The sequence below is a fragment of the Sphingomonas sp. GW821-FHT04B01 genome, from assembly GCF_059420425.1.
In genome coordinates, this window is record NZ_JBWKTR010000006.1 from 153173 (window position 1) to 171921 (window position 18749).

13 protein-coding genes are annotated in these 18749 nt (G+C 69.1%); 5 read left to right on the forward strand and 8 right to left on the reverse strand.

Annotation, left to right across the window (positions count from 1 at the left end; all coding sequences use genetic code 11):
* Positions 1-80: 80 nt before the first annotated feature.
* Positions 81-4685, forward strand: coding sequence for an NAD-glutamate dehydrogenase (locus AC07UH_RS14940; RefSeq protein WP_495180874.1), 4605 nt, complete (start codon positions 81-83; stop codon positions 4683-4685).
* A gap of 126 nt (positions 4686-4811) precedes the next feature.
* Here AC07UH_RS14940 and AC07UH_RS14945 read toward each other — a convergent pair whose 3' ends face one another.
* From AC07UH_RS14945 to AC07UH_RS14970, 6 genes are all read right to left on the reverse strand, one after another.
* Positions 4812-5873: a PepSY-associated TM helix domain-containing protein gene (locus AC07UH_RS14945; protein WP_495180875.1), complete on the reverse strand. Its 1062-nt coding sequence runs from the start codon at positions 5871-5873 to the stop codon at positions 4812-4814.
* Positions 5874-5998: 125 nt separating this feature from the next.
* The gene (locus tag AC07UH_RS14950) at positions 5999-6682 is read right to left on the reverse strand and encodes a Fe2+-dependent dioxygenase (protein WP_495180876.1); all 684 of its coding nucleotides are present in this window, start codon (positions 6680-6682) and stop codon (positions 5999-6001) included.
* Positions 6676-7371, reverse strand: a complete 696-nt coding sequence (locus AC07UH_RS14955) for a tetratricopeptide repeat protein (protein WP_495180877.1) — start codon at positions 7369-7371, stop codon at positions 6676-6678. Before AC07UH_RS14955 ends, AC07UH_RS14950 begins: the two co-directional genes overlap by 7 nt.
* Entirely contained in the window at positions 7371-9794 is a 2424-nt protein-coding gene (locus tag AC07UH_RS14960) for a TonB-dependent receptor (RefSeq protein WP_495180878.1), read from the reverse strand. Before AC07UH_RS14960 ends, AC07UH_RS14955 begins: the two co-directional genes overlap by 1 nt.
* 74 nt (positions 9795-9868) lie before the next feature.
* Entirely contained in the window at positions 9869-10144 is a 276-nt protein-coding gene (locus tag AC07UH_RS14965) for a ribbon-helix-helix domain-containing protein (protein ID WP_495180879.1), read from the reverse strand.
* Between the two features lie 77 nt (positions 10145-10221).
* The gene (locus AC07UH_RS14970; RefSeq protein WP_495180880.1) at positions 10222-11238 is read right to left on the reverse strand and encodes a glycosyltransferase family 2 protein; all 1017 of its coding nucleotides are present in this window, start codon (positions 11236-11238) and stop codon (positions 10222-10224) included.
* A gap of 482 nt (positions 11239-11720) precedes the next feature.
* On the opposite strand from AC07UH_RS14970, the gene sppA reads away from it, so the two are divergent.
* Both sppA and AC07UH_RS14980 read left to right on the forward strand, forming a co-directional pair.
* Entirely contained in the window at positions 11721-13607 is a 1887-nt protein-coding gene (gene sppA, locus AC07UH_RS14975) for a signal peptide peptidase SppA (protein ID WP_495180881.1), read from the forward strand.
* A gap of 1 nt (position 13608) precedes the next feature.
* A complete protein-coding gene (locus AC07UH_RS14980; RefSeq protein WP_038662043.1) occupies positions 13609-14169 on the forward strand; it encodes a GNAT family N-acetyltransferase in 561 nt (186 codons plus the stop codon).
* A gap of 333 nt (positions 14170-14502) precedes the next feature.
* On the opposite strand, the gene AC07UH_RS14985 is transcribed toward AC07UH_RS14980, so the two are convergent.
* A complete protein-coding gene (locus AC07UH_RS14985; RefSeq protein WP_495180882.1) occupies positions 14503-15162 on the reverse strand; it encodes a trimeric intracellular cation channel family protein in 660 nt (219 codons plus the stop codon).
* A 100-nt stretch (positions 15163-15262) separates the two neighbouring features.
* On the reverse strand, positions 15263-15832 hold the full coding sequence (locus AC07UH_RS14990; protein ID WP_495189876.1) for a hypothetical protein: 570 nt from the start codon (positions 15830-15832) through the stop codon (positions 15263-15265).
* 225 nt (positions 15833-16057) lie between these two features.
* Between AC07UH_RS14990 and ychF the strand changes: the two genes are divergently transcribed.
* Positions 16058-17158, forward strand: coding sequence for a redox-regulated ATPase YchF (gene ychF, locus AC07UH_RS14995; RefSeq protein ID WP_495180884.1), 1101 nt, complete (start codon positions 16058-16060; stop codon positions 17156-17158).
* 267 nt (positions 17159-17425) lie between these two features.
* Entirely contained in the window at positions 17426-18742 is a 1317-nt protein-coding gene (locus AC07UH_RS15000) for an alkaline phosphatase family protein (protein ID WP_495180885.1), read from the forward strand.
* Positions 18743-18749: the final 7 nt, after the last annotated feature.

Sequence of the window (18749 nt, forward strand, 5' to 3'; positions counted from 1 at the left end):
CACATAAAGTTGCTCGCACGCGTTATTTTCGCACTGCGGCAAGCCTTGAGGTCCTTGGATTGCAGGAGCATAGGCGACGCATGGCCGACCAGAACCAGAGCATGGCCGAGGCGCTCGCCGCCCGGCTGACCAAGGGCGCGCTACCGGGAGAGCTGACGGGCTTCGGCGACGCCGAACGCGCCGCCGCCGCCGCGTTCGTCGCGCAGACCGCCGCCAAGCGCGAATCGGGCAAGCCCGCCGTCGCGCTCGAACCGATCGCCTCCGACGACGTGCGGCGACGAATGCGACTCGCGATCGTCAACGACGACATGCCCTTTCTGGTCGATTCGATCGCCGCCGCGATCGGCGAGCTGGACCTCGACATCGATCGCGTCATCCACCCCGTCGTCCGCGTGACGCGCGACGCCGACGGCACGATGACCGATATCGGCGGTGCGGGCGCGCCCGAATCGATGATCTATATCGAGTTGGAGCGCGCCGATGCGCGCGACCGGCGCGGGCTGATCGAAGAACTCACCGCGGTGCTCGCCGACGTGCGTGCTGCCGTGACCGACTGGCCGTTGCTCCAGCGGGCGATGGCGCGCGACGAGGCGGCGCTGCCGCAGGGCGAGGGCGCGGCGCTGCTGCAATGGTTCCTCGACGGCCAGTTCACCCTGCTCGGCCACCAGATCTGGCGGCGCGACGGCAGCGCCGGCGAGGCGCTCGGCCTCGCGCGCAACCCGCACCAGACACCGGTGCTCGCCGAGGCCAGCCGCAGTCTCGCGATCCAATGGTTCGAGGAGGGCAATGAGGCGCCGCTGCTGCTCAAGTCGAGCCTGATCTCGACCGTGCATCGCGCCGTGCCGCTCGATCTCGTCATCGTGCCGGTGATGGACGGGAGCACCGTGGCCGGACTGTCGATCCACGCGGGTCTGTGGACCAGCGCCGCGCTCAGCGTCCGCCCGCGCGACGTGCCGGTGCTGCGCGCGCGCCTGTCGGCGCTCGAGGCGAAGTTCGGCTTCGATCCAAAGGGCCATGCCGGCAAGGCGCTGACCCACGCGCTGACCGCTTTGCCCCACGATCTCGTCGTCGCCTTCCCCGCGCCGGCGCTCGAGGAGGTGGTGCTGACCGCGATGAGCCTCGCCGACCGGCCGCGGCCGGCGCTGGTGCTGGTGCGCTCGGCGCTTGGGCGGCATCTGTTCGCCTTCGCTTGGCTGCCGCGCGACGACCTCACCACCGCGCGCCGCGTGCAGATCGCACAGATGCTGACCGAGGCATCGAACGGCAGCGTGCTCAACTGGTCGATCAGCCTCGACGACGGCGTCGTCGCCTTGCTGCGCTATACGATCGACCTGCGCGGCGACGGCCGCATGCCCGACACCGAACCGCTCGCCGAACGGCTGCGCCGGATGGTGCGCGGCTGGGTGTCGGACGTCGAGGCGGCGCTCGCCGAGCGCGTGCCGGCGGCGCGCGCGGCGCGGCTCGCGCTGCGCTGGGCCAACGCCTTCCCGCCGAATTACCGCAACGTCAGCAGCCCGGCCGAAGCCGCCGCCGACATCCTGCGCGTCGCGACGCTCGACGATCCCGATGCGCGGTCGGTGCGCATCTTCCCGATGGTGCCGGGCGAGGATCGCCAGCTCAAAATCTACAAGCTCGGCGGCGCGCTGGCGCTGTCCGACGCGGTGCCGGTCCTGGAGAATTTCGGCTTCCGCGTGATCGGCGAGCTGCCGACGCGGCTGCGCGAGGATGCCAATACCTTCGTCCACGACTTCGTCGTCGAGACCGACGCCAATGACGATGCGGACGACGCCGCGGTGCTGGAAGGCGCGATCGCCGCGGCGCTGGAGGGCGCGGCGGAGAATGACGCGTTCAACCGGCTGATCGTCGACGTCGGCCTGTCGCCGCGATCGGTGGTGCTGCTGCGCGCCTGGTTCCGCTATCTGCGCCAGGCGGGCCTGCCCTATGGCCTGACCACGGTGGTCGACGCGCTGCGTCGCGCGCCGAAGCTGACCAAGGCGCTGATCGCGCGCTTCAAGGCCGCGCACGATCCCGCGCGACCGGGCGACGTGGAAGCCTGCGACGCGGCGATCGAGCGCGGCCTCGACGCGGTGTCGGCGATCGACGACGATCGCATCCTGCGCGCCTATCGCAACCTGATCGCCGCCTGCCTGCGCACCAACGCCTTCTCCCCCGCCGCGGCGGAAGCGCTGGCGTTCAAGCTCGACAGCCATCTCATCCCCGGCCTGCCGGCACCGGTGCCGTGGCGCGAGGTCTGGGTCTATTCCCCCCGCGTCGAGGGCATCCATCTGCGCGCCGGCCCGGTCGCACGCGGCGGCCTGCGCTGGTCGGACCGGCGCGACGACTTCCGCACCGAGATCCTCGGGCTGATGAAGGCGCAGCGCGTCAAGAATGCGGTGATCGTGCCGACCGGCGCCAAGGGCGGCTTCTACCCCAAGCAGCTCCCCTCGCCCGCGGTCGATCGCGACGCCTGGCTGGCGGAAGGGACCGAGAGCTACCGGATCTTCATCCGCTCCTTGCTGTCGATCACCGACAATATCGTCGAAGGTCGCGTCGTCCATCCCGAGGGTGTGCAGGTGCTCGACGGCGAGGACCCCTATTTCGTCGTCGCCGCCGACAAGGGCACCGCGACGTTCAGCGACGTCGCCAATGCGCTGGCGCTGGAGCGCGACTTCTGGCTGGGCGACGCCTTCGCCAGCGGCGGCAGCGTTGGTTACGACCACAAGGCGATGGGCATCACCGCCAAGGGCGCTTGGGTGTCGGTACAGCGCCATTTCGCCGAGCGCGGGCTGGACGTGCAGACGCAGCCGATTACCGTCGTCGGCTGCGGCGACATGTCGGGCGACGTCTTCGGCAACGGCATGCTGCTGTCCAAGACGCTCAAGATCGTCGCGGCGTTCGATCACCGCCATATCTTCATCGATCCCGATCCCGACCCGGCGGCGAGCTGGGACGAGCGCGCGCGCATGTTCGCGCTGCCGCGGTCGAGCTGGGCGGATTATGACGCCGGCCTCATCAGCGAGGGCGGCGGCGTCTGGGCGCGCAGCGAGAAGGTCATCAAGCTGTCGCCGCAGGCGCAGGCCGCGCTCGGCATCACTGCGACGCAGCTCGATCCCGCCGCGCTGATCTCGGCGATCCTCAAGGCGCCCGCCGACCTGCTCTGGTTCGGCGGCATCGGCACCTATGTGAAGGCGGCGGCGGAGAACAACGTCGCGGTCGGCGATCCCGCCAACGACCGTCTGCGCGTCAATGCCGAGGAATTGCGCGTCACCGCGATCGGCGAAGGCGCCAATCTCGGCGTGACGCAGGCGGCGCGCATCGCTTTCTCGACCCGGGGCGGGCGGATCAACACCGACTTCATCGACAATTCGGCAGGCGTCGATTGTTCGGATAACGAGGTCAACATCAAGATCGCGCTCAACCGCGAGATGAACGAGGGCCGGCTCGGCTTCGAGGAGCGCAACGCGCTGCTCGCCAGCATGACCGACGACGTCGCGCATCTGGTGCTCGAGGACAACCGCCTGCAGACGCTGGCGCTGTCGATCGCCGAGGCGGACGGCGCGGCGGCGATCCCCAGCTATGTCCGCGTCATCGAGATCTTCGAGGGCAGCGGGCGGCTCGACCGCGCGGTCGAGGGGCTGGCGGGCAACGAGGACCTGTTGCGTCGCGGGCAGGAAGGCCATGGCCTGACCCGTCCCGAACTGGCGGTGCTGCTCGCCACCGCCAAGCTGGCGTTGCAGGACGGCATCGAACATGCGCCGCTGGCGATGGCCGACGAGCTCAGGCCCGATCTGCACGCTGCCTTCCCGGCGGCGATGCGGCGCGACTATGCGCAGGCGATCGACGACCACCGGCTGCGCGCGCAGATCGTCGCGACCAAGCTCGCCAACCGCATCGTCAACCGGCTCGGCATCCTGTTCCCGTTCGAGCTTGCCGAGGAGGAAGGCGCCACGGTCGCCGATATCGCGGCGATGTTCGTCGTCGCCGAGCGGCTGTTCGGCCTCGACGCGCTATGGGCGGAGATCGAGCACGCCGACATTTCGGAAGGCGCGCGTATCGCGCTGTTCAACGAGGTCGCGGTGGCGACGCGCTCGCATATCGCCGACCTCTTGCGCGCCGCGGCGCCGGGGACGTTGCCGGGGGCGGTGCTCGACCGGCTCGGCACCGGCATCGCCCAGCTCGAACGCCAGACCGCCTCGCTGCTGCTCGAAGAGGCGAGCGCGCAGAGCGCGCGCATTGCCGCGCAGCTCGAGGCGGCGGGCGCGCCCGCCGATCTGGCGCGGCGCGTCGTGCGGCTGTTCGACCTCGACGGCGCGGTTGGGCTGGCGGCGCTCGGCGAGCGGCTCGGCCTCGACGAGATCGAGCTGACGCGGGCGTTCACCCATCTCGGTCAGGCGCTGGGGCTCGACTGGGCGCAGGCGAGCGCGGCGCGGATCGTGTCGAGCGACCCGTGGGAGCGGCTGCTACTCGCCGGCCTGTCGCGCGAGTTCCAGCAGCAGCGGCTGGAATTCCTCGCGCGCAGCGGCGGCGCGGATCCGCGCGGCGCGGTGAACGACTGGCTCGCGGCAAATGCGGCGCGCGTCGGCCAGTTCAAGGCGGTGATCGACCGCGCCCGTCACGCGGCGCAACCCAATGCGGCGATGCTCGCGCAGATCGCCGGTCAGGCACGGGTGCTACTGGGGCGGTAATCCTCCCCGGTACGGGGAGGTGGCACCGCGCAGCGGTGACGGAGGGGGGCTTCCACAGGCGTTGCGCGATATGGAAGCCCCCCTCCACCAGCTTCGCTGGTCCCCCTCCCCGTGCCGGGGAGGAATTTAGGAACGCCGCGCCTTCGCCCGCCATTCGCGCGCGCGCCACCACATGATTACGCCCGTCACCGCGAGCACCGCCGGCGCGATGCCGCCGAGGAAGATCACGATCTGCCAGACGATCCCCATCCCCTCGCCGTCGTGGATGCGGCGCATCGTCAGCGACAAACCGCCCGGCCGCCGCGCCGGTGCCGCGACCGCGACGCCATTGTCGTCCGCCACCTTGACGACATGGCCGCCGGCATAGGTCACCGTCCAGTCCGCGGTCGCGCTGGTCGGCCAGGCGATGCTGCGGAGCGCGCCGCGCCGCACACTCGCCGCGCGCGCGACGACCAGATCGAGCGGCTGCCCCGGCTCGGCGAGCGGCACCGCCCGCTGCGCGCCGCGATCCGACGCGCGCTGGCCGCCGAACACCGCCGGGAAGCTGATCCACGCGCCGGTCAGCGACAGCACGAACAGCGGCAAGGCGATACAGAAGCCTGCCATATGATGGATATTGGTGTCGGCGTTGCGATGCCGCCGCCAGCGCAGCCCCTTGGTAAAGGCGCCCACCGTCGGCCACCACAGCCACAGCCCGGTGAAACTCGACACCATCATCGCAACGCCGATCCAGCCGACGATCGTCCGCCCGATCCCCGGCACCTGCAAACTGCCGTGCAGCACGTGCAGGAAGCGCACCAGCCCGGCGTTGCGCTCGGCGACGTCGAGCACGCGCGCGGTCGGCGGATCGAGGTAGATCATCATGCGCGGCGGCGGCCCGCGGCGGTCGGGATCGACGGTGGCGGGCGCGGCGGCGACCGTCACCGGCCCCTTGCCCTCCGGCATGGTGATCTGGGCGATCCGCTCGCCGGGCTTGAGCGCCGCCTGCGCCGCGGCGGCATAGGTCTCGGGCGTCCGCAGCGTGGCGCCGCTGATCTGATAACGCGCGGGATGGACGATCCGGTCGAGCGCGTCGTGCCAGACGAGCGCCGCGCCGGACAGCGACAGCGGGATGATGAGGATCGCCAGCAACAGGCCGATCCATTTGTGGATCTGGAACCACGTCCTGCGCCACGCCAGTTTCGTCATCGCTCGCTCCAACCCATTGGCGCGGCGTCGCATGCGTGCCGGGGGGAGGTCAATCTGCCGGACGCCTTACAATTAACGATGTCATCCCCGCGAAGGTGGGGCTGACGGACTTGGGGGAGGCGCCCCTACACCTCCGCCCAGCGGCGGAGCAGGTTGTGGTACACGCCGGTCAGCTTGACCACGGCCGGCGCATCCGCGCCCATCGCCGCGGTCGCCGCCTGCACGCCCTCGTCGAGTCCGAACAGCATCCGCCGCGCACCGTCGTCGCGGACCATCGACTGGATCCAGAGGAAGGACGCGACGCGCACCCCGCGCGTCACCGGCGTCACGCGATGCAGGCTCGACGCGGGATAGAGGACCATATGGCCCGCGGGCAGCTTGACGGTCTGCGTGCCGAACTGGTCCTCGATCACCAGTTCGCCACCATCGTAATCGGCGGGGTCGCTGAGGAAGAGCGTCGCCGACAGATCGGAGCGGATGCGGAAGTCGCTGCCGCGGCGGATACGGATCGCACTGTCGACATGCGTGCCGAAGGTCGCGCCCGGCCCGTAGCGGTTGAACAGCGGCGGAAACACCTTGAGCGGCAGCGCCGCCGCGACGAACAGCGGCGACGCGGCGAGCGCGTCGAGCACCATCGCCCCCCCTGCCCGCGCCGCCGCGCTATCCTCGGGCAGTTGCTCGTTGCGCTTGGCGAGCGCGGACTGGTGGCCCGAGGTGGCATTGCCATCGGCCCAGTCCGCCGCGTCGATCGTCGCGCGCAGCGTCGCCACCGCGGCCGCATCGAGCAGGTCGGGGATCGCGATCAGCATGCGCGCGTCCCCGCCAGCGCCGCCGGACCGCGGCTACGCAACGCGGCATGCGGGCAGGCGGCGAGCCAGTCGCGCACCTGCCCGACGAAGCGTGCATTGCCGAGCGCGCCGGCGCGGCCGATCCAGTGTAAGGCTTCGTCCATCCGCCCGGTGTCTGCCAGCATTCGCGCATGGTTGAAACAGCCGCGGAAATCGCCGCCCGCCGCGGCGCGTTCGTAGCAGCGCGCTGCCTTCGCCATATCGCGCGGGGCGACCCAGCCGTCCTCGGCGAAGCTGCCGACGAAATTGACCGCCTTAACATTGCCCAGCGCCGCCGCCCGTTCGAGCCAATCGAGCGCCGCCGCCTTGTCCTCCGCGACGCCCTCGCCGAGCGCGAGCAGCGTCGCATAATTGTACATCGCCCAGTCGAGCCCGCGTTCCGCGGCGACGCGATAGCATTCCGCCGCGCGCGCCTTGTCGACCGCGGTCCCCCAGCCGAGGTCGTAGCAGCGCCCGACCATGTTGAGCGCCATCAGATGCTGTTGCGCCGCCGCCTTGACGAACCAGCCGAGCGCCGCGGCGGGGTCCGCCGCGACGCCATTGCCGTCGAGCAGCATCTGACCGAACATCGCCTGCGCGTTGGGCAGGCCCGCCTCGGCCGCACGCCGCACCAGCGCGGCCTCGTCCGCGGCGAGCGCCACCGCTGCCATCAGAAGCGCACGGCGACCGTGCCGAACACCGTCCGCCCCGCCGCGACCTGCGCGAAATGGGTGGTGTAGAGCTGGCTGTAATACACCTTGTCGGTCAGGTTCTGCGCATTGACGCTGAGATCGACGTTGGGCGTCAGCTTGACGCTCGCGCGCGCATCGAAGCGCCAATAGGCGGGCGCCTGACGGACGAGCAGCTTGGTCGCGACGAGCTGCGTCGCGCTGCGATCGTCCGAATAGCCGGCAATTTGCTTGCCCATATAGATGGCGGTGCCGCCGACCTCGAGCCGGTCCCACAAGGTGACGTTGGTCGTCGCGGTGAAGCTGTTGCGCGTCGTCTGCGGCATCTGCCGGCCGGTGTTGACCGAGGGGACCGGAACGCCGCCGAGGATCGTCGAGCCGCCGTCGATCACCTTGGGGTCGAGGTGCGTATAGCCGCCGAACACCGTCCAGCCCGGCAGGATCGTCCCCGTCGCGCCCAGCTCGATACCGCGGATACGCGATTCACCGATGAACTCGACGGTATTGTTCGGCCCGGTGACGCGGGCATTGTCGATCTGCGTCTGGAACGCCGCCGCGGTCAGCAGCAGCTTCTCGCCGAGCAAGGTCGCCTTGGCACCGACCTCGTAGGATTTGGTCTTCTGCGGCTTGAGCAGATCGACGATCGCTGCGGTCTGCGCCGTGGTGGGCAGCGCATTGTCCTCGCGCCCTTCGCCGAGCAGGCTGTTGGGCGGCGTCGCCGCGGTGGCGTAGCTCGCATAGAGGCTGGTGTCCGGCGTCGGCTTGAAGACGAGCCCCGCCTGCCAGTTGAAGAGTTCGTCGGTGCGCTTGATCTGGAATTGCGTCGCTCCGGGCAGCCGCGTCGTCGACGAGAAGCGATCGTAGCGCAGGCCGAGGTTGAGGATCAGCTCGGGCAGCAGCGTGATCGAATCGAAGGCATAGGCCGCGCGCGTATTGGCGTCGTTCTGCGTCTGCGCCGCGAGCGCACCGCGGACGATCGGCGTCCGCACCGTCGACGTATCGTTGACGTAATTCACCCAGGGATCGTTGGGGTTGGGCGTGAACAGGCTGGTGCAATTGTAGCGGGCGAGCGAGCTGTTGTTGCAGCGCGGCGCCACGGTCGAGCCGTTGGCCAGCACATAGGTCCCGCGGCGCGCCTTCTCCCAGGCGAATTCGGTCCCCGCGGCGAAACTATGCTCGATGCTGCCGGTCTTGAACGTGCCGTACAGATCGGTCTGGTTGATGATTGACTCGGTATAGCCGAAACGCGTGTTCGAGCGCCGCCACACATAGCCGCCGCTGGTCCGGTCGCCGCGCAACCCTGCCGCACCCGTCGTCGGGTTCGTCGCGGTCGTGCCATAGACGTTGCCCTGGCTGTCGTCGGGCATCGACATGATGTAATTCTGGTCGGTGTGCGTGAAGCGCGCGGTGTTGCGCAGCGTGATGCCGCCGAAATCATGCTCGGCGCGCAGCGTCGCCTGATGCGTCTTGGTGTCGCGGAAATCGCGGTCGGTCAGGCCGTAGAACACCGAACGGTCGACATAGCCGGTCTGGCCGCCGCGCGTCGTGATCGTGCCGAGCGCCGGCCGCGAGGCGATCGTCCCCGTCCCCGGCGCATTGCCGATCGTATAGAGATAGGGGATGCCCGCATCGGGCAGCTCGTGGCTTTCGAGATAATAATAGCTCGCGGTCAGCCGCGTCGCCGTGCCGAGACCGAGCGTCACCGACGGCGCGACGCCCCAGCGGCGCGCGTAGAGCGCATCGCGGCCGGCGATGTCCTGATCGTGCCACAGCCCCTCGATGCGGAACGCCGCCATGTCGCCGAGCTTGAGGTTGAGGTCGGCGGTGACGCGCTTGAAGTCGGCATTGCCGTAGCTGCCGGTGACGCTGCCGAAATCGTCGAGCTGCGGCAGCTTGGAGATGATGTTGATCGTGCCGCCCGCCGAGCCACGTCCGCCGAGCGTCGAATCCGAGCCGCGGACGATCTGGATCGTCTCGGTGGCGAACACTTCGCGGCTTTGCGCGCCGAGATCGCGGACACCGTCGACATAGATGCTGCCCTGCGTATCGAAGCCGCGGATGAACGGCCGGTCGCCGAGCGGATTGCCGCCCTCCGCGGCGCCGAAGGTGATCCCCGGCACGGTGCGCAGCGCGTCCTGCAGGCTGATCGATCCGGTCTGCTGGATCACTTCCTTGGGGATCAGCACGATCGAGCGCGGTGTGTCGATCAGCGGCGCGACCGCCTTGGGATCGTCGCTGCGCCGGACACGCTCGCCATTGACGAGGATGTCGTCGGGATCGCGGCGCTGGTCGGGGTCGGAGACCGGGGTCGGCGTCGGTTTCGTTGCGTCCTCGGCATAAGAGGGCAGCGTGTGGAACGCGCCGACGCACGACAAGGCCAGGAACGAAACGGACGATTTGGACATTGAGACCCCCTGCTTTTTCTTGGGGGCTCGCTATTGAGAGTCGTTCGCACTGTCAACGGTATTGCGTGGCATTCTCACTGATCGTGATCACCCGTCTCGATCTGTGCCTGCGCGAACAGCCAGCTGCGGATTGCGCTCGCCAGATTGGGCGGCTCGTCGGCGGCGATGCGCAGCACGTCGATCTGCGCGACCAGCGCCGACAGCGGCAGCGCCTGCGCGACCGCCGCCGCTTCCAGCGCCTGCCAGAACGCCGGTTCGAGACTGATCGAGGTCTGATGGCCGGCGATCGTCATCGACCGTTTCACCGGACCTTCGAACCCGAACCGCGGCGGCTGGATGGCGGACGACATGAGCAGGTGGATTCCGATACCGTGGAACGCCCGTCATCGCGGCGATCCGCCGCCGCGGCAAGCCGCCACCCGCCCGCTCAGGCGGTCTGCGTGATTGCCCCCCAGATCTTCTCGAGCAGCGCCCTCGCTTCGCGCACCTCCGCCTCGATGCCGTCGAGCCGCGTGTTGAGGTGATGCTGGTTGCCCGACAGTACGCGATGCGAGGCGATCTGCACCGCCTCGATCTGCTGGCGCGCCAGTTCGCCGTTCTTGAGCAATGCGGCGACCAGCCCGATCCGCGCCGGGTCCTTGTCGAGATAGGCCCGCAACAGGCTGTTGCGGTACAAGATGTTATAACGGAAGTGGGTCGGGAGACCATCGGTGACGGTATTGGCGTAATCGCCCGCGTCGGCCGACACCCGGATGTGATAATTGGCGAGCGCTTGTGGCGACAGCGCGATATCGCCGAGTTGCAGCGCGCGCAGGTTGAGGTCCCAATCTTCCAGCACCGGCAGTTCCGCATTGAAAAAGCCCGCCTCCTGCGCCACGCTCCGCCGCCATAACAATGCGATCGGCGGGATCTGCGGGGTTCGGATGACGTCGAGGATGTCGATCACGTCTCCATCGTAACCGTGCACGCTGGCCCGGAGCATGACAGCCGTCGTGCCATCGAACGTCTCCTCTACCCGGTTCCATTTGGTCAGCAGCGCGCCGAACCGCCGGTTATGCGGCGCAAGCAGGAAGGCGGTTCCGGCGCTTAGAAAGGCGGGGTCCCAGCTGTCGTCATCGTCGTGCAGTACGACGAACGGCGCGTCTCCTGCAGCCACGCCGATGTTGGCCGTCGCGGCGACGCCCAGGCTGGCGGGATTGTGGATGACGGTGATGCGTCCGGCGAGCGGCTCGGCGAAGACCGCCACCAGCGCGTCGACCGGCGCGGCCTCGCCGCCGTCGTTGATCAGATAAAGGTGCCAGTTCGCATGCCGCTGATTCACCACGCTCGCCAGCGCCCGTCCGAGCAGAGCGGGCCGGTCCTTCGTCCGCATGACGACGTCGACGCCGTTCCCGGTCCCGTCGTCGCGCAGCTTCGCCATGCTGTTGGGAAAGATGGTGCTCATGGATACGGCAGATCCCTCAAGGAAGTCCTCGTATCATAGGCGCGGCCCGGAGACCGGAGACGCGGCACGGGCATTTAGGTGGCATGGACATCCGGTCGAATCCCCCCCGTCGGAGGAAGGGTTATCGCCTATGGCCGTTCGTGCGAGCCCGCTGAACTCAAGCCCACCCCGTCACCCCGGACTTGTTCCGGGGTCCACCCCGCGGCGAGGAGAGAGGCTTGACCATTCTCTCGCGGCTCGGTGGACCCCGGAACGAGTCCGGGGTGACGAATCGGATGATCGAGCCAATCGAACCTCATCAGCGCGACCATTTGCGATAGCCCTGCCCCTCGCGGGGGAGGAATTGCGCTAGGACGACAAATATCGATCCAACCCGGCGCGCATGATGCGACGGCCGCCTCCCTGTATTGTCGCCCTAATACGGACCGTTGCGCGGCACGCGCCGCTGCTCTAGCGCTGCACGGGAATAGAAGGAGCGACGCGTGAAGCTGGTACGGGGCGCATGGAAGCTGCTGGTGGCGATCAAGGACGGTCTCGTCCTGATCGCGATGCTGTTGTTCTTCGGTCTGCTGTTCGCGGCGCTCAATGCGCGGCCGGGGTCGAAGGCGATCGTCCCCGGCGCGCTGGTGCTCGACCTCGACGGGACGATCGTCGAACAGCCCGAGGAACAGGCGCCGTTCGCCGCGCTCTCCGGCCAGGCGATGCCGCGCCAGTATCGCGCCCGCGACGTGCTCCGCGCGATCGACGCCGCGCGCACCGACGACCGGGTCAAGGCGCTCGTCCTCGACCTCGACCGGTTCGGCGGCGGCTATCCGGCGACGCTCAACGAGGTCGCCGAGGCGATCTGCCGCTTCCGCGACACCAAAAAGCCGGTGCTCGCCTACGCCACCGCTTATACCGATGCCGGCTATCGCCTCGCCGCCAATGCGAGCGAGATCTGGGTCAACCCGCTCGGCGGCACGATCTTCACCGGCCCCGGCGGCAGCCAGCTCTATTACAAGGGCCTGATCGACAAGCTCGGGGTCAACACCCACGTCTATCGCGTCGGCAAGTTCAAGAGCTTCGTCGAACCCTATACCCGCGCCGACCAGAGCCCGGAGGCGCGCGAGGCGAGCCAGCAGCTGCTCGGCGCGTTGTTCGGCCAGTGGCGCGAGGCGATCGCCAAGGCGCGGCCCAAGGCGCAGGTCGGCGCGTTCCTCGCCAGCCCCGACCGGATGATCGTCGCCGCCAACGGCGATATCGCCAAGGCCAATCTCGCATCGAACCTCGTCGACACGCTCGGCGACCGCGTCGCCTTCGGCCGCCGCGTCGCCGCGCTGGTCGGCAGCGACGCCAGCAAGCCGGCCGGCACCTTCAACACGATCAAATACGACGCCTGGGTCGGCGCCAATCCGCTGTCGAAGACGGGCGACAATATCGGCGTGATCACCGTCGCCGGCGACATCGTCGACGGCGAGGGCGGACCGGGCAGCGCGCATGGCGATACGATCGCCAAGCTGATCCTCAACGGCCTCGCCAAGAAGAACCTCAAGGCACTGGTCGTGCGCGTCGATTCGCCGGGCGGCTCGGTGCTCGCCTCCGAACGGATCCGGCTCGCCATCCTCGAGGCGAAGAAGAAGGGGCTGCCGGTCGTCGTGTCGATGGGCGGGCTCGCCGCGTCGGGCGGCTATTGGGTATCGACGCCGGGCGACGTGATCTTCGCCGAGCCGGGGACGATCACCGGCTCGATCGGCATCTTCGGCATCATCCCGACCTTCGAGAAGACGCTCGCCAAGATCGGCGTCACCGCCGACGGCGTGAAGTCGACGCCGCTGTCGGGCCAGCCCGACGTCTATGCCGGCACCACGCCGCAGCTCGACACCATCCTGCAGGCGGGTATCGAGAACGGCTATCGCCAGTTCCTCGCCCGCGTCGCGCAGTCGCGCGGGATGACGCCACAGCGCGTCGACGAGATCGCGCAGGGCCGCGTCTGGGACGGCGGCACCGCGCGCCAGCTCAAGCTGGTCGATCGCTTCGGCGGCTTGCAGGACGCGGTGGCGGAGGCGGCGAAGCGCGCCAAGCTCGATCCCGCCAAGGTCCATGCCGAATATCTGGAGAAGGCGCCCGGCTTCGCCGCGCAGATCGCCGCCAGCTTCGCCGACAAGGACGACGACGACGCAAGCGAGACGGCGCAGGGCGGCGACGTCTTCGCGCGGATCGCGGCGGAGCGGCGCGGGCTGCTCGCGCAGGCGCTCGGCGACGTCAAGCGGCTCGCCACCGCGGGGTCGGTGCAGGCGCGCTGCCTCGAATGCGGCGGCCTCGGGCCGAGCGACACCGCCGGGTCGGACGCGCGGCTGCTCGACCTGATCCTCGCACGCGTCGGGCTGTGAGATGATCGCGCTTCGCCCCGCGACGCCGGACGACGCCGCGGCGGTCGCGGCGATCTATGCGCCACACGTGCTCGCCGGCACGGTGTCGTTCGAGACCGAGGTGCCCGATACGCGCGCGATGCGGACGCGGATGGCGTCGTCCGCCGGCCTCTATCCGTGGATCGTCGCGACGACCGGCGAGGCGACCGGCGGCGTGCTCGGCTATGCCTATGCGACGCGCTTCTCGGAGCGCGAGGCCTATCGCTGGGCGGTGGAGACGACGATCTACGTCGCCGACGTCGCGCAGCGTCAGGGCGTCGGCCGGCTGCTGTACGAGGGATTGATCGACACGCTGCGTGCGCAGGGCTTCACCCAGGCGATCGGGCGCATCGCGCTGCCCAACAGCGCCTCGATCACGCTGCACGAGCAGGTCGGCTTCCGCCGTGCCGGCGTGTTCCGCGCGATCGGCCACAAGCACGGCCAGTGGATCGACGTCGGCTATTGGCAATGCGCGCTGGCCGAACCTACCGCGCCGCCGGCCGAACCGAAGCGCTTCGCCGATACCGGCGTCGTACGCGGCTAGGCGGGTCTAAGCGGCACGCCGTCTCCTGACGAAGCAAGGCATCCAAGAAAGTCCGCATCGCCTGTGGAGCAACCCCATGCTCCTGCGCAAGCAGGAGCCTAGAGCCAAGCAAAACAACGTCATACGGCGATCGAAACCCCAGTGCTCCTGCCTCCGCAGGAGCACTGGGGCCGTTTTGCGAAGGTCTCGCCCTGTCCTATTCGCCGCCTCGCTGATACCGATCCGACTCGCGCTCTTTGCCATCGTCGAGATCACAGCAAAAACGGAAACGATAACCCCGGATCGTTTCCGTTAAGGTGTCCATCTTGTCCATGTCGTCCAACACGGTCTCGATCAGGCGCTCTCGCGCCCATCGTCGTCGCGGCGGCGATACGCCGGCAGCGCCAGCCGGAAGCGGATCGCGAAGGCGCGCAGGCCGAAGCCCGCCGCCGCGGCGATGATCGCCGCCGGCGCGCCGGCCAGTCCGATCAGCCCCAGCGCCACGTACAGGGCCGACGACAGCGCCGCCGCGGTGACGTACAATTCCGGCCGCATCAGGATCGACGGCTCGCCTGCGAGCACGTCGCGGATGATGCCGCCAACGCAGGCGGTCACCACCCCCATCAACGCCGCCGGCACCGGCGGCACGCCGTAGCCGATCGCCTTGGCCGCGCCATAGACCGCATAAGCGGCGAGGCCGACCGCATCGAACCAGGCGAGCGCGCCATCCTTCCACCACCGCTCCGGCGTCACCCAGACCAGCGCCGCCATCAGCAGGCAGACCGTCGCCGCGCGGGGATCATGGACCCAGAATACCGGCGCATCGATCAGCAGGTCGCGCACCGTGCCGCCGCCGACCCCGGTGATCAGCGCGAAGAAGGCGAGCGTCACCGCGGTCTGCCCGCGCTTCGCCGCCGCGAGGGCACCCGAGACGGCGAACACCGCCAGCCCGGCGACGTCGAACCACGGCGCGAAAGCGGGAAGCAGATCGGCGGCAGGCAAAGGCGGCAACATCACCGCCGCCTACCGTGTTCGCGACCGCCGAGAAAGGCTGCGCCGCTCATCCCCGCCGTGTTCCTGCCGGGGCGAGCCCTTCGGGGATAACCGCACCGCGTCAGAACCGCCGCCCCACCACCAGATGCACCATCGGGTTGACCGGATTGCCCGCACCGCGCTCGCCGCGCAGCCGACGCGTCGCATCGGTCGCGCTGGCATAGGCGCTGCCCTTCATCGCGCCGATCTCGACGCCGATCCGGGTGCGATCGGCAAGCGCGCCGGTATAGCCGAAGGTCAGCGTCGGCGTCCGACGCAGACCGGCGCGGCTGCCGGGCACGTTGCGCTGGCGCGGCGCACCGACCAGGCCGCGATCGGTCCCTTGCTCGCCGGCGCGCGGATCGTACATCCGCGTCCCCGCCGACAGGTGAAAGCCGCTCGCCTCGACCGGGTAGAATTCGAGCATCGAACTGCCGAGCCGTTGATGCCGCTTCTCGCGCGGACCGGGTGCCGTGACGATGGTGGTAACGCGCAGCCGCAGGTTGCCGGTAAGCCGGGCATCGTGCTCGACCTCGCTACCGAGCGCCAGCGGCTGGAGCGCCCATCGCGCCTCCCCACCCGCCGCCGCATTCGGCAGCGACTGGGCTGCGACGGACGACGCCAGCCACGACGCAGCCAATGCTCCGATCACCCCAATGATCCGCGTCGCAATGCCTCCCGCGTCGCGCGTCCGCCGCCGGCCTGCCGCCCATGTCGATCCACCATCCTGCATTCATTCGAGATACATGTTCAAAATGGTCTATTTCTTAACGCGCGCCGAAGCCAGCGACGAACTGCCGCGGCTACCCGCCATCTGGTCAAACCGGGCGGCGGACGGTAAGGCGCGCGCTTTCCCCCCATCAGAATAGAGCGCATCATGGGTTTCCGCTGCGGCATCGTCGGCCTGCCCAACGTCGGCAAGTCCACCCTCTTCAACGCTTTGACCGAAACGGCAGCGGCGCAGGCGGCCAATTATCCGTTCTGCACGATCGAGCCGAACGTCGGCAACGTCGCCGTCCCCGATCCGCGGCTCGACCAGCTCGCCAAGATCGCCGGCTCGGCCAAGATCATCGAGACGCAGCTCGCCTTCGTCGACATCGCCGGGCTGGTCCGCGGCGCGTCGAAAGGCGAAGGGCTCGGCAACCAGTTCCTCGGCAACATCCGCGAGGTCGACGCGATCGTCCACGTGCTGCGCTGCTTCACAGACGGCGACGTCACCCACGTCGAGGGCAAGGTCGATCCGATCGCCGACGCCGAGACGGTCGAGACCGAGCTGATGCTCTCCGACCTCGAAAGCCTCGAAAAGCGCGTGCCCAACCTCGTCAAGAAGGGCCAGCAGGGCGACAAGGAGGCCAAGATCGGCGCCGCGGTGCTCGGCCAGGCGCTCGAGTTGCTGCGCGAAGGCAAGCCGGCGCGGCTGACCCAGCCCAAGGATGCCGAGGAAGCGCGCGTCTTCGCGCAGGCGCAGCTCATCACCGCCAAGCCGGTGCTCTACGTCTGCAACGTCGACGAAGGCGACGCGGCAAACGGCAACGATCTGTCGGCCAAGGTGTTCGAGAAGGCCAAGGCCGAGGGCGCCGAGGCGGTGGTCGTCTCCGCCGCGATCGAGGCCGAGATCGCGACGATGCCGGTCGAGGATCGCGCCGAATTCCTCGCCGAGCTGGGCTTGCAGGAGACCGGACTCGCCCGCGTCATCACCGCCGGCTACAAGCTCCTCAATCTGCTGACCTTCTTCACCGTCGGACCGAAGGAAGCACGCGCCTGGACCGTCCATGCCGGCGCCAAGGCACCACAGGCGGCGGGCGAGATTCACACCGATTTCGAACGCGGCTTCATCCGCGCCGAGACGATCGCCTTCGCCGACTACATCGCCTGCAAGGGCGAGGCCGGCGCCCGCGACACCGGCAAGCTGCGCCAGGAAGGCAAGGAATATGTCGTCCACGACGGCGACGTACTGCTGTTCCGCTTCAACGTCTGACCCCGATCCGCGCCGACGGGCAGGACAAGATTGAGCTGGCATAACGCCCCCCATTCCCGTCATGCCGGACCTGATCCGGCATCCCGCTTCTGCCAGCCGCCCGAAGAAGCGGGACCCCGGCGCAAGGCCGGGGTGACGGGGCGGGCCTCAGAACACGCCCCCTCCATACGAACGCTTATAGGCGACATCCCTCCGCAGTTTCGGTTGTGGCAGCACCCCTGTCCCGCGTAGAGGACGCGCGCCCTCCACGTCCGGGACGATCCGCCTGTGAGACTGATTCCCCTCGCCGCCGCCACGCTGTCGCTTGCCGGCTGCGCCTTGCCCTACCCGCCCCCCGCTTTGTCGCCCGTGACGCAGCCGGCGCCGTCGCCAGCATCCGCCAGCCTGTCGCCCGCGCCGCTGCCGCGGATGCAGACCGCGCCGGTGACGATCCTCGTCTCGATCGACGGCTTCCGCCCCGATTATCTCAACCGCGGGGTGACGCCCAATCTGTCGGCGTTGGCGGCGGGCGGCATCAGCGCATCGATGCGGCCGTCCTTCCCGTCGGTCACCTTCCCCAACCACTGGACGTTGGTGACGGGTAAGGTCCCCGATCACCACGGCATCGTCGGCAACCGGATGGAGGACCCGGCGCGTCCCGGTGAGACCTTCACCATGGCGAGCGACGATCCCTTCTGGTGGAACGCCGCCGAGCCGATCTGGGTCACCGCCGAAAAGGCGGGGGTGCGAACCGCGACGATGTTCTGGCCGGGCGCCAACGTCGGCTGGGGCGGCACGATCGTCCCCAACAGCCATGGCGCGGTCGCCAACGCCACCCGCCCCGAGGACTGGCAGCAGTTCAACCAGGCGGTGACCGGCGCACAGCGCGTCGACGCGGTGATCGACTGGCTGCGCCGGCCCGCCGCGACGCGGCCGCGCTTCCTCACGCTCTATTTCGACACCGTCGACAGCGCCGGCCACGCCAACGGTCCGCAGGCCGCGGCGACGACGCAGGCGGTCGCCGACGTCGACGTCCAGATCGGCCGGCTGGTCCAGGGGCTGCGCGACCTGCGACAGCCCGCCAATCTCGTCATCGTCGCCGATCACGGCATGGCGGCGACCGACAGCGCGCGCACCATCGCGCTCGACCGCATCGCCGATCCCGCGGACTATCGCCTGCTGTCCGAAAGCGGCCCCTATGCGACCTTCTATCCCGTCCCCGGCCGCGAGGCGGCGCTGGAAGCGGCGCTGCTCAAGCCGCATCCGCATATGACCTGCTGGCGCAAAGGCGCGGTGCCGGCGCGCTTTCGCTACGGCACCAATCCGCGCATCCCGCCTTACGTCTGCCTCGCCGAGACGGGCTGGCTGATCCTCAAGTCCGCGCCGGCCACCGCCTTCCGCGGCGGCGCGCACGGCTATGACAATCGCGCGCCCGACATGGCGGCGCTGTTCCTCGCTAACGGTCCGGCGTTCGTCGGCGGCAAGCGTCTGGCGAGCTTCGACAATACCGACGTCGCCCCGCTGCTGCGCGACCTGATCGGCCTGCCTGCCGGCGTGGGTCTGGACGGCGACGACGCACCGTTTAGACCGGTGCTCAAACGATAGGAGGATG